The organism is Cobetia crustatorum (assembly GCF_000591415.1).
In the GTDB taxonomy this organism is placed as follows: domain Bacteria; phylum Pseudomonadota; class Gammaproteobacteria; order Pseudomonadales; family Halomonadaceae; genus Cobetia; species Cobetia crustatorum.
The window spans coordinates 65,126-77,239 of sequence record NZ_JEMF01000003.1 but is presented as its reverse complement, the minus strand read 5'-3'; the positions used below and the strand labels follow the sequence as shown (position 1 = coordinate 77,239).

12 protein-coding genes are annotated in these 12,114 nt (G+C 59.5%); 2 read left to right on the top strand and 10 right to left on the bottom strand.

The window, feature by feature from the left end; genetic code table 11:
• Positions 1–110 precede the first annotated feature (110 nt).
• From BF12_RS22550 to BF12_RS20960, 8 genes are all read right to left on the bottom strand, one after another.
• Entirely contained in the window at positions 111–938 is an 828-nt protein-coding gene (locus BF12_RS22550) for a hypothetical protein (protein WP_051510624.1), read from the bottom strand.
• The gene (locus tag BF12_RS18040; RefSeq protein ID WP_051510622.1) at positions 938–1,414 is read right to left on the bottom strand and encodes a patatin-like phospholipase family protein; all 477 of its coding nucleotides are present in this window, start codon (positions 1,412–1,414) and stop codon (positions 938–940) included. The genes BF12_RS22550 and BF12_RS18040 overlap by 1 nt, the downstream gene beginning before the upstream one ends.
• A 68-nt stretch (positions 1,415–1,482) precedes the next feature.
• Positions 1,483–2,076 (bottom strand): alpha/beta fold hydrolase, encoded by a 594-nt coding sequence (locus tag BF12_RS23285; RefSeq protein ID WP_345917323.1) that lies wholly within the window; start codon positions 2,074–2,076, stop codon positions 1,483–1,485.
• Positions 2,073–2,420, bottom strand: coding sequence for an alpha/beta fold hydrolase (locus BF12_RS23280; RefSeq protein ID WP_345917322.1), 348 nt, complete (start codon positions 2,418–2,420; stop codon positions 2,073–2,075). The genes BF12_RS23285 and BF12_RS23280 overlap by 4 nt, the downstream gene beginning before the upstream one ends.
• Positions 2,417–3,301, bottom strand: coding sequence for an alpha/beta fold hydrolase (locus BF12_RS0100570; protein ID WP_024950561.1), 885 nt, complete (start codon positions 3,299–3,301; stop codon positions 2,417–2,419). The genes BF12_RS23280 and BF12_RS0100570 overlap by 4 nt, the downstream gene beginning before the upstream one ends.
• 186 nt (positions 3,302–3,487) lie before the next feature.
• Positions 3,488–4,684 (bottom strand): DUF4340 domain-containing protein, encoded by a 1,197-nt coding sequence (locus tag BF12_RS0100565; RefSeq protein WP_024950560.1) that lies wholly within the window; start codon positions 4,682–4,684, stop codon positions 3,488–3,490.
• On the bottom strand, positions 4,681–7,275 hold the full coding sequence (locus BF12_RS0100560; RefSeq protein ID WP_024950559.1) for a GldG family protein: 2,595 nt from the start codon (positions 7,273–7,275) through the stop codon (positions 4,681–4,683). Before BF12_RS0100560 ends, BF12_RS0100565 begins: the two co-directional genes overlap by 4 nt.
• Positions 7,272–8,468: an ABC transporter ATP-binding protein gene (locus BF12_RS20960; protein WP_051510621.1), complete on the bottom strand. Its 1,197-nt coding sequence runs from the start codon at positions 8,466–8,468 to the stop codon at positions 7,272–7,274. The genes BF12_RS0100560 and BF12_RS20960 overlap by 4 nt, the downstream gene beginning before the upstream one ends.
• 284 nt (positions 8,469–8,752) lie before the next feature.
• Here BF12_RS20960 and BF12_RS0100550 point away from each other — a divergent pair, with 284 nt between their 5' ends.
• Both BF12_RS0100550 and BF12_RS0100545 read left to right on the top strand, forming a co-directional pair.
• Positions 8,753–8,962, top strand: a complete 210-nt coding sequence (locus BF12_RS0100550) for a hypothetical protein (protein ID WP_024950557.1) — start codon at positions 8,753–8,755, stop codon at positions 8,960–8,962.
• 13 nt (positions 8,963–8,975) lie between these two features.
• Complete coding sequence (locus BF12_RS0100545) at positions 8,976–9,926, top strand: AEC family transporter (protein WP_024950556.1); 951 nt, start codon at positions 8,976–8,978, stop codon at positions 9,924–9,926.
• 129 nt (positions 9,927–10,055) lie between these two features.
• Here BF12_RS0100545 and sixA read toward each other — a convergent pair whose 3' ends face one another.
• On the bottom strand, positions 10,056–10,565 hold the full coding sequence (gene sixA, locus BF12_RS0100540; protein ID WP_024950555.1) for a phosphohistidine phosphatase SixA: 510 nt from the start codon (positions 10,563–10,565) through the stop codon (positions 10,056–10,058).
• Positions 10,566–10,818: 253 nt separating this feature from the next.
• On the bottom strand, positions 10,819–11,946 hold the full coding sequence (locus tag BF12_RS0100530) for an NAD(P)H-dependent glycerol-3-phosphate dehydrogenase (protein ID WP_024950554.1): 1,128 nt from the start codon (positions 11,944–11,946) through the stop codon (positions 10,819–10,821).
• Positions 11,947–12,114 lie beyond the last annotated feature (168 nt).

The following is a 12,114-nucleotide window of genomic DNA, read 5'->3' as shown; positions in this document are numbered from 1 at the left end:
AAGCGTCTTTCGTACTACGCGCTAAAGTGACGCAAACCAAGTGTCAGAAACAAAAAGACCCCGCCAATTGGCGGGGTCTTTTTGTTTTACTTCTTCAGGTACGAAACACACTAACCGTCCATGCCCTTCTCATAGCGATCCAACGCTTCAGCAGCGAGATGCCTCCCCAGCTTGATCAGGCCCTCGGCACGATGGAACTCATAGGCACCACAGACCGTCTTGGGGATCTCGACCAGGATGTCTGGCGGATAACCAGCAATCTTGTATTTGGCCAGCGTCGCTTGGGTGATGTCGAAAGAACGCATCATCATGTCAAGCTTGCCCCAGGCCAGTTCTGGTGCGTTCTCCTCAGCTTGATGCAAGCCACCATTCTGCTCATCCCTCACTTGCAGCTCATTGGAGGCGGCTGGCGCACTCCACGGATGCTCAAAGATCGCCTTCTTGACTGACGAGCTCTTTGCCGCCCCCCCCTCTGCAGCAGTCTTCTCAAAGGCTTCACGCTGGGCGCTGGTCCGCTCATCACTGACGGCTTTATGCAGTGCATCGTTAAGCGTCTCACCGGCAGGTACCGCGACCGTGGCGCGACTTGCTGCCTCATCTGGTGCCTGCATGGCATCAAGCTGCGTACGCGCAGCGCCCCCCGGAGGCAGCGGCACCCCGCCAATCGGACTGGCGTGCGTGGGAGAATTCTCTTCCGACTCCTGGTCTTTCTCAGCACTGAACATGCGCTCGGCACTACGACGAATACCGCTCAGCCAGCTATTGAAGCCACCACCACGCGCTTCCAGCGCGGCTTCACGCGCTTCTTCTTCAGCGGCCTCGGCCGGCGGCAGCATCTGCTCAAGCGTCTGATTGCGCGGCGAATGCGCAGTGGCGTTCACCGCCAGCACCAGATCCACATGCGCGGCGACCAACGGCGTGATCGGTAACGGATTCATCAGCCACCATCCACTAGCACCTTGCGATCACGCTGCACCGGCGTGATCACTCCCGGCACGGCGATGGAGGCACGAATCGCCTCAAGCAGGTTGCCGCTCTGGAACCACACTTCCTTCTGCGCAATCAGGTCAGTGGCCACTGTCGTGACCGCAATCGGTAAATCCTCAATGCGGATATCACCAATCAAGGCTTCCAGCTCATCCATGATACGGCGGGCCCGAATGGCGCCCATCGGGCTCCAGGTGACATCTATCAGCCGCAGCACATCAAAATAATCCAGCTCGCACACCCAATCACGATAGGCATCGAGCTGACCAGCGGCATAGACACCCCCGACCAGCGCGCCCATCGAGCATCCAGAGATAGCGCGTATGTCGTAGCCGCGCGCCAGCACTTCTTCGATAACACCGATGTGGGCATAACCCCGAGCACCACCACTACCGAGTGCCAGGGCGATTGTCTTGCGCTTGGCCATGACATGACTCCTGGTGATCAAATGAAATCGTTAAAAAAAGAATGAATCCAGCAGGACGCCATGGTGCCTTAACTGAGCGAAACCCACTCGATAATGTTGTCCGCAACTGCTGCCACACGCGCTGGCTCCAGATGAAGATGATGGCCACCCGGCAACACACGACGCTCGAGCCCATTGACGGCAGCACGCGCCTGTTGTGCCTCAGCCAACTCTCTGAGAATTCCCTGTTCACCTTCCACCAAGAGTACCGGTTGTTGTAGAGAGGCCAGCAGCGCCAGCACCTGCTCCGGGGTATAGCGCATCAACGAGGGGCGTAGTAGGCGGCGGTCACTTCTGAGCCGCCAACCGCCGTCCTCAAGTGCTTCCAGATTGCGCTCGACAACAGGTCGTGCCGTGTCGGCATCAATCGGCGTCACCCCTCCTGCGACACGTGCCGCCACGGCATCATCAATGCTCTGGTAGTGAGCACGGCGCGTGGTGCGACTGACTGGCCTGGCATTACGTGCCAACAGGCCACGGCGTAGCTGAGACACGACATCAGACGCTGGCACTGACAGTGCGCCGATGCCATCAATCAACACCAGCCGATTCACGTACTCGGGTAGCGCTGCCGCGACTTGCCCTGCCACTGCGGCGCCGAGTGAATGGGCCAGCACCGTCACCGGCCCTCTCCCATACCCGCCAGACGCAATGCATCCAGAGCCTCAACCACATCGTGGCAGTAATCCCAGACGGCGTAGTCTCCCTCTGGTCCCTGCGGACTGGAATGGCCATGCCCCACCATGTCGATCGCGACGATGCGAATACCCAGCCGCGCGCACAGCAATGGTGCCAGACGGCTGAAGCTGGCTGCATTATCCAGCCAGCCATGTAGCGCCAACCAGGTCGGCGGACGAGCGAGACTTGCTACCTCTCCCCTCGCAGGCGCGAGCGTGGGTGGAGTCCACTCCAGCGCTGCAATAGTGCCGCTGCTACGCCGGGCGAGATTCAACGCCAAGGGACTCATGCCAGCACCTGCGGTATCAGCTGCTCAATCGCGGCGAGCAAGGCCACGCGCGTCTCTTCAGGATTTTCGAAGGGATACATGTGCCCGCCTGGCACGGTGAGCACCTCAAGTCCTGCACGGCGCAGACGCGTCTGTCGTGGCGTAGTTAACAGATCAGAGTGCTCGCCGGCCAGAATCAATGCCGGGACTGCCAAGCGTGCTGGCGAGCCTGTCAGGTGGTCACTCAGATGGCGGAAGATATCAACCTCATGGCGAGTATCGAAGCTCAACGACAGGCTACCGTCGTCGTGGCGATGTGTGGCGTGATCAATGTAGTCATCCAGCGCCTCGGAGGTGAAGCGTGAAAATAGCGAGCGGCGACGTAGATAGTCGTGCATCGCCTGACGTGAATCCCAGCGGGCACGGCGCCCACGGGTTCGGCCTGCTGGTGTGACACGATCAATGAAACCGAAGCGTTTGGCGATCTTGAGGCCCATCGCATCACGGCCCAGCATCAATGGCGGATCGAGCAGGATGACGCAGTGAAAACGCTCCGGCTGCTTGAGCGCAGCCATGTAGTTAAGCACACCGCCCAGCGAGTGGCCGACGCCGATCACCTTGCGATGACTGCTGGCAGTCACCGGCCCCAGTGCAGTGTCGAGACATGCCAGCCACTCATCACGCAGCGCTGTCAGGTTGCGCCCAACCGGGTAAGCCGGATCATGCGCCAGTCGGTCTACCGGCAGCAGATCAAACTGTGCCGCCAGCGGAGCCAGCAGACTGGTATAGCAGGCGCCCGTAAAGCCATTGGCATGCGCAAAGGCCAAGGTCGGACGCTCAGCACCCGAAAGTTGAGTGAGCCGATCAATCGTCACTGGGTCGGAAGCAGGTAATGTGGTCATCGCTGGCTCTCCTCACAACGGGGGTGTCCGTGCCAGACCTTGCACCCCGAAACAAACAGTTGTTTAAATTCTTTCCAGCAGCATGCCAGCGCTGCAGCTTGCACGCTATGCTCCCTTCGCCGCTCTCTGAGCCTCACTCCTCTCTTTTCACTGCTCCTTTTAGCGCTCCCGACTCACCATTCATCATTATGGCGTCGGCAACAGAAGAGCTGGTAGGTGCAGTAGGGATAGCGGTGAAACGCCAAGAGCAGCTGCAATGGCAACCTCAGAGAGTGGCGCTGGTGGCTCTACCACTGCGACTAGCGCGATCAACTGCTCGCGCAGTGCGCCATTGACCTGTATTTCGACAGCTCCCAGCCGCTTGGCAAGCGGAACCGGCCAGCCAGAACCGTCCAATGTCAGACGTGCCCAAGGCTTGCTACCCGCCTCAATGGCAAGGGTCAGCTGTTGCTGGCTGTGGGCCTGTAACTGTGGCCAGTGCAGCCTGAGCGTTACAGCAGCTTGCCAATCGTCGCTGCCAGACCGTAGGCGCAGATCGTTCTGTTTCAGCGGTGATAGTGCTGCCACCAAGTGATCAGCCGCAGCGCTATCCGGGGCAAGCCCACGTGTCATCGCTGCCATGCCAATATCAGCCTGAGCTGCCATCGAGATTTCCATTCGACTCACGGCCAGTGGACGCAGTGTCGCCAGATCCATTACCTGTGAGGTTGCCATGCCGCCACGCCAATCTGGCAGCCCGATGTCTCGTGATAGCTCCAGCACTGGCGCATCCTCTGACGATAGCCAGCGAACATAACGACCTGGCAGTGCTTCTGCTGCACCAGCGCTATGGGCGGCGGGAGCAGCATTGGGTTTATCACCCAGCTGCAAACGTATCTCACCGCTGGCGCTGGCCACCGTCAATATCGGTGCACTGTCATTGAGGCCGAGCGCCGCCAATGTTTTGTCAGTGCTCGGCTTACGTTCACGCAGCTGCGCTTCGGCTAGCGCACCAAGCAGTGCCGTCACCTTGTCTTGACGTGCTGGCCAATCAGCCAAAGAGGTGATCTTCCAATGCCCCTGCGCATCATGTGACAAGCTCAACCAGGCTGGCTGACGCAGGTGTTGATCCTGCCCCTGTCCTTGGCTTTGCGTGTGACTATCAGCATGCTCAATCCGGATTTCGCGGGCCTGGCGCGTAATGCGTGAAATCAACGGCAGCGTACCTAATGCGCTATTGGGCGACGTATCGACAGTACTTTCAGAAAGCCCCTCATCTTCGCGGACCAGTAACGCCTGCCATTCATCCATGCCCAACGCCCGTGGCCCAAGCGTCAGTACGCCAGCCGTCAGCAGTGATGCCACTGCTGCCAACGACCAGCCCCATCGATTGAAGCCGCTCATGCATCACCTCCGCGACCGGGAATGGAATATTGAGTACTGGGCTGATGACGACCAAGACGCTTGCGGCGCCAGCAGATCAATCCTCCTAGCACACTCAATACCAGCGGCAGCGCCAGCAGTGTCCACAGGCGTAATTCACGATAGAAAATATCGCGTTCGGCGGTCGCTTGACGTTGCTGTCGTGAGAGCTCGGCATCAAAGACTCTCTGCATCTCATCGAGTGCATCGCGCTTTTCTGCAACGGCAGCCTTACCCTCAGCAGGTTCCGCCCCACGAGCGCTCAACCGCGCCTGCCAATCGTTACGCAATTGTGTTTCAGCCGCGGACTGACGGTCTGCCAAGGTGTGCAAGCGCGTCAGCTCACGTACCTGATGGGCCCGTGCGCGTAGCGCTACCAGCTCAGGACTACCGGCGAGCAGGTCAATCGCATTTTCCAGCCAGCGAGCATTGGCATTCAATGCGCGTTCACTGCCATCGGCTGCCTCGCGTCGCCATAGGCGGTCACTGGCCATGTCCACATCACTGACTATCAGCAACTGCCCGCCAGTGGCGGCCTTGTCCAACTCCTGAGCCGTGGCCTTGTGCGCTGGTAGCGTGGCATCTGGCCAGCGTGCGAGAACTGCGAGACCACCCTCACCAGCACTCTCTCCTGTCAATCCAGATAGCGGGCGTGGGTCCATGCGGCTGGTATACACACGCTCAGCTGGCAGCAAGCGCGTACTGTCAGTGCCACGAATCAGCCATTGCAAGGGGGCTGACGGCTGAGTCTCCTGGGTGGCCTTTGCAGTAGATGCGAGCGGCGACAGCCAGCCAGCACTCGACATCACCAGCTGATCGACATTCAGGTTGAGCGCGGCATCGGAAAGCTGTCCCGCCCCCACATTCAGGAGAGTTGGGCTCGATGCTCGAGTGCCATCCATCAAACCAATCGGCAGTGCCAGCTGCGAATCCGCCACGACCTGACCAGCTTCCGAGCGCACGCCTGCACGCGCCAACAGCGTTTTGAGCGCTTGCGAAGCAGGTGCTGGTTGATCGAGCATCTCAGGGAGCGGATCAAGCAGCATCAGTACGCGTCCGCCGCGATCCAGATAGCCGCTGATCGCCTCAAGCGTGGCGGCCGGCAGCAAGCGTGGTGCGATCACCAACAGTGCATCCTGATGTTTGATAGGCCGCGCGGGGTCATCGCCGCCAGATAACCAGTCGATACGCAGGCGGGCATTGAGGTGATCCATCAACCCCCAGCTACCCAGCGCCCGTCCTTGCTCAAGGCTGGGCTGCCCCATCACTGGCAGGCTGGAGAGCACCCCCAAACGTGGTGGCTGTGTTCGCGAGACTTCCTGAATCAAGCGTGCAACATGGGCTTCGAGCCCATTGATATCGGCCGCCTTGAGCAGCGCAATGGCACGACGCTCAGCATAAGGGCCATCCACCATCAGACCGAACAGCATTCGCTCACCGCCCGGCAGTGACAACGCCGTCAACCCTTGCGCTTCAAGGTCTGCAAAACCGTCACTGTCCGGCTCAGGGTCAAGACGACGCAGACGCACCTGTGGCTGACGCCCGAAAGCGGCCAAGCGTGTCTCGATACGCGTTGCCAGTTCACGTAGCTGTGGCAAGTCGGCAGCAAAGCGCTCGCTGTAGGCAAAGGTCAATGTGACAGGCGCATCGAGCCGTGACAGCAACAGATGACTAGCAGGACTCAAGCTGTGTTGGCGAGTCTCGGTCAGATCATGAGCGGCGCTCAGAGGGTTCTGCCCATTCGGCGTGAACATGGTCGGAAGTCGTTGGCATGCCAGCAGAATCGCCATCATGCCGAACGCCACGGCAAACGTCGCCAGCCACTGTGGCGCGCGACCGCTAGCGTGGCGTTCCTGCTTGAGACCACGCGCCTGCAATATCAGGCCGGCAACAGCCAGCAGTACAAAGTAGCCAGCATCGATCAGCGCAGGGCGACCTTCACTAAAGGGCGTCAGGTGAGCCGGCAGACTGATCAAATCCAGCAGCTGCACCCAGTGCGGAGCCAGGTGCTGTGCCAGCTGGCGAGTCACTGCTGGCGTGCCGGGCAGCATGAGTACCAATCCCAGCACCAGCGCGCCCAGCCAAGCCGACAGCGCCGACGGTGCTCGCACTGCCAACGCTTGCCCGAGACTGGCCAGTGCCAGCACCAGTAACGCCATACCAAGGTAGCCACTGGCTAGCAAGCCGATATCCGGTGTCCCGAGCCACCCAATCAGCGCCAGTAGTGGCACTGTCATCAGCAGGCCTAGCCAGCCAAGCACACTGGCACTGATCAGGCGCGCAATGGCTAACCGCCATGGCCCAAGCCCTAGTCCAGAGAGCCATTCCAGCAAACCGCTGGCACGCTCTTCCGGCCAGCCGCGCAGTGCCAATAGCGGAGTCCACAGCACTAGCAGCCACGGCAGTACCTGCCACAGCGCCCCCAGATCAGCGCGGTCGCGCGCCAGTAGATCACCCAGTTCAAACGCTCCCAGCGGGGCCAGTACCGCCAGTACTACCAGCAGCGCCCAGCTGGCCCCCTGAGTCAGGGCCTGATGCAAATCACGACGGACCAAGCCAAGTATGGCGCTCATGGCGAGTCCCCCTGCCCGTGATCACGAACCTGATGACTAGTCCTCTCACGCAGCTGCCCATGATTCTGCCCCTGCCTTTGCCCTTGTTCACGCGCCATGCGCATTACCAACAGGCGGAAAGCTGTCTCGATATCACCGCGCTCACGCACACATTCCTCAAACATGATGCCCATCTGGCCACACCAACGTGCGAGAGCCGGTCGTGGGTCCTGGCCGGCGCGCCCCGTCAGCCGCAGAGTGCAATCCTGAACATCAGCCTGGGCGTTCGCCAAAGCGCCGGCTGACGATGCAGACATCTGTGTCAGTGGAGTAATCGCGGCAACACCGGACAGGCGCGACGCACTGGCAAGCTCACGATCATTCAGCGCGCGGCCCAATGTGAGGCGCCATACCGGCAAACTGGAAGTGGCGCCGAAGCTCGCGCCATAACCGCTTCGACTGCCTCCCAGTATTCCTTCATCAAGTGACATAGCCGCCAGTGCCGCGGGGGTGTCATCAAATCCCAGTCGGCCACTGGCCATCACCAGCACGCGATCACAGATACGCGGCACCTCTTCCAGAAGGTGAGTCGAGACAATGATCAAGCGCTCACGACCCAGCTCACGAATAAAAGCACGCACGCTGTCCTTCTGCAGAGGATCCAGTCCATCGGTCGGCTCATCCAGCAGCAATATATCGGGATCATGGATCAGCGCCATTGCTAGTGCCAGACGGCGCCGATAGCCTTTGGATAACACGGCGCATAAATGATTGGCAAAGGGCGCTATATCCAGGCGCCCCATCAACTCAGAAAGGCGAGCATTACGTATTTTGCGTGATAACCCATGCAGACCTGCCACACAGTCCAGCGTCTCGCGCACAGTCAATTGTGGCCACAGCGGCGCGCCCTCAGGCAGATAGCCGATACGTCGCTTGAGCCGATTGAGTTGACGCTGACTCGCGCGGGAATCAAAGGCTTCACCATCCAGCGTCAGCTCACCTTGACTAGCCGCGAGCGTGCCCGCCAGCATACGCAGACTAGTGGTCTTGCCAGCACCATTCGGGCCAAGCAAACCAATCACTTCGCCGCGCGTGGCCTGAAACGAAAGCCCCGACACTGCCGAGTGTTCGCCAAATTGGCGCCCAAGATCTCGGCAGGTCAACAGTGGCGGACTGGATAGAGGTAAGACGCGTGTCGCGTGTGGGTCCTGCAAGATACCCGCTCCTTGTTTTTGATATAGCCAATCATCTACCGAACGCTCGCTTACCTTGTCCGGCTGCGCACAGGGTAAGCGGACAGCCTGCGCGCGCCAAGCCACTCACCGGTGTTACGGTCCGCTGCACTGCAAAATCCTGATATGCTGGCATGAATTTCAAGCCGATGTCTTTCCTGTGCGTCATTGCCATATGCCCGACACTGGTCAGTGAAATGTGCATGCTGTGAGCCGATAGATGGAGAGGCACGGCGACCTACCCTCCCGCCATACAGGAGCCCTCGATGCCCGAGCCGCATAATGTCAGCGACAGTGTCAGTCCCAACGACAGCCCCAACGACCATAGCCAGCCGTTACATGACAGCACTCATGCTGATGAAGCCGCGACACCCAGCACGCCAGTAGCCAAGCCGCCGCGCGATACTCGTCTGCGCAATCGTCTGTTCTGGATGCTACTCGCGGCAGCACTTCTCACTGGCTTCTGGCTGGCGTAAACGAGGGTATGACATGAACGAGATGCTGGCGTTGTTCATTGCGACCCTCAACGTCACCGTACCGGTGTTCGCGATGGTATTCCTGGGACTCGCACTCAAGCGTATTGGCTGGATCGATGACACCTTCATTGGCACCGCCTCCACGTTGGTATTCAAGGGCACCATGCCCGCGCTGGTCTTTCTCTCCATCGTGCGCGCTGATCTTGATCACGCCTTGCGTCCTAGCATGCTGGTGTTCTTTGCCTGCGCGACGCTGATAACCTTCCTGCTGCTATGGGGTTGGGCGATCTGGCGTATACCACGGGCCGAACGAGGCGTAATCGTTCAAGGGGCATTTCGAGGCAACTGCGGCATCGTCGGGCTGGCGCTGGCGGCCAATCTCTATGGCGATCTGGGTCTATCGATGGGCGGCATTCTGATGGGCGTGGTCATCCTGTCCTACAACATCCTGTCAGTGGTGGTGCTATCCAGCTACCTGGAAGACGGTCGTACCAGCTGGAGGGCCATCGCACACGGCATCATTACCAACCCATTGATTCTGTCAGTATTGGCCGCACTGCCCTTCGCCGGCTTTGGCTGGCAGCTGCCGGTGTGGCTGGAGACGTCCGGTGACTATTTTGCGCGCATGACACTACCACTGGCCTTGATCTGTATCGGCGGTACATTGTCGATGCGTTCGTTACGCGAGGGGCGCACACTATCTCTCCAGGCGAGCCTGATGAAGATGATCAGCGTTCCACTGATCGCCACAGGTGCGGCAGTATTGATGGGCTTTCGGGGTACCGAGCTTGGTGTATTGTTCTTCTACTTCGCCTCGCCAACCGCAGCGGCCAGTTTCGTGATGGTGCGCGCGATGGGTGGCAATGATCGTCTCGCGGCCAATATCATCGCCATCAGTACGCTGATGGCTGCCGTCACGGTCACGGCAGGCATCTTCATCTTGAAGCTGAGCGGGCTGCTCTGATAAACGCATTGCTCGGATAAACCGGCTGAGCACCTGCCGATAGAGCAGGCCAATCACGAAAGCGCCAGCATCAAGCTGACGGGGGCTTTCGTGTTGATATACGCGAGAAATTATCTGCCAGCGCTCTGGTCAGCTCAGTTCGGCGGGGCTCACGAACTGGTAGAGGTCAGCAAGTCCTGCTGCCCAGATATCCGCATCCAGCCACGCCAGACTGGCGGTGGCAAATGCAAGCTGTGTGCTGCCAGCCCCATCCACTAACGCGCTGGCAAGGCTGGAGACCAGTGGATTATGACTGATGATCAACCAATCACGAGGCTCGCGCATTTCAGACCTGGGCGGTACATGAGTCTGCAGCCAGTCGAGCACCGGCGTGAGCGGATCATCCGGCGTCACGATCTCAAGCGTCGTCAGCTGCTCACCAGCCAGCTGAAGCGCCGAGGCAATTTCTTGCGCCGTCTGCTGGGCACGAGTAAATGGGCTAACCACCAGCGTCAATCGTGCGCGCCGCTCGGCAGGCAGTTGACGGGCAAGCCATTGCCCCATACGCCGCGCTTCTTCACGCCCATATTCACTCAATTCACGACTGGCATCTGGCGAGCCGGCTCGAGCCTCGCCATGACGCATGATAAGTACACTCATAACCTTCCCCTTAACAGTAAATACCCGACACTATCTGCATGCTGCCTATATCAAATCAGTGCCGAGTCGATGAATATCACCTCACCCAGCAGATGGAGTGCTACTGGATGGTGACTCTCGATATCGATACACAGATACCGACTCATACCATGAATTCTTGTGTCACGGACCTGCTCGGGCCTATCTCTTCAGGTCTATCTCTTCAGGTCTATCTCTTCAGGTCTATCTCTTCAGGTCTATCAAGTCAGAGTGTTCAGGATGCATCAGGTTCCAAATGGCGCGCCTGCTGCACTGATTCGCGAGACAGCACGAACTCTACATCACTGGATTGCTCGCTTCCCATCAGTGCGCGCGCCATGTGATGCGGATCAATGCCCTCGAACAGCACCTGCGCCATACCACTGACCAGTGGCATATAGATACCGAGGCGCTTGGACTCTTCCTGCACCAGACGTACCGTATTGACACCCTCGGCGACCTGCCCCAACACCTCGACTGCCTGCTCCAGCGTGCGCCCCTCACCTAGCGCAAAGCCAACCCGATAATTACGTGACAGCGGTGACGAACAGGTGACGATCAGGTCGCCCACGCCGGCCAGACCGAGAAAGGTCATCGGATTGGCACCCTTGGCGACCGCAAAGCGACTCATCTCGGCCAGCGCACGCGTCATCAGCATCGCGCGCGTGTTCTCACCCATGCCCAGCGCTGCAGCCATGCCGGCGGCAATGGCATAGATATTCTTGAGTGCGCCGCCCAGCTCAACGCCGTAGCGATCATTACTGGCGTATACACGGAAATAGTCGCAGCCGAAAGCGGTCTGCACGCGCGCGCGCGTGTAGGCATCGTCCGAGGCAACCACCGTCGCGGTCAGTTGGCGCTGAGCGATCTCGGCAGCCAGATTGGGGCCAGACAGCACACCAATGTGCGTAAAGCCGGTTTCTTCCTCCAGCACCTCACTCATCAACGTGAAGCCTTCGCTTTCGATGCCCTTGGTGGTCGCAATCAGGATCTGCCCCTCACGCAGGTGTTCTCGCGCTTGACGTACGACCGCACGGAAGGCCTTGGAGGGGATGGCCACACACACCAGTTCAGCCTCAGCCAACGCATCGGCCATGTCCGTCGTGGCCCTCACGCCAGGGTTGATCGCGAAATCTGGCAGATAGCCTGAGTTTCGGTGCTCGGTATTGACCTCGTGCGCCTGAGTGGCGTCACGCATCCACTGGGTCACGGCAGCACCATTATCGGCAGCAATCGAGGCAATGGCAGTACCGAAGCTACCGCCGCCTAGCACGCACACGCCAAGGCCGGCGGCCTGAGGTGGCACTTCACGAATCTCACGATCGCGGATGGCTCGACGAGGAGTAGATGAAGAAGCAGACATGAAGACTCCCTGTGTAACCGTAAAAATGAATGAGGCAGGTCAGATAAGTGACTGGCCACCATTGTACCCACAGTTGGCGTGAGAACATCAGCATCACCAGTGCGCACAAGACCCGGAAACGACAACGCCGGCAACCCCAGAGTCAATGAAACTCAAGGATTGCCGGCG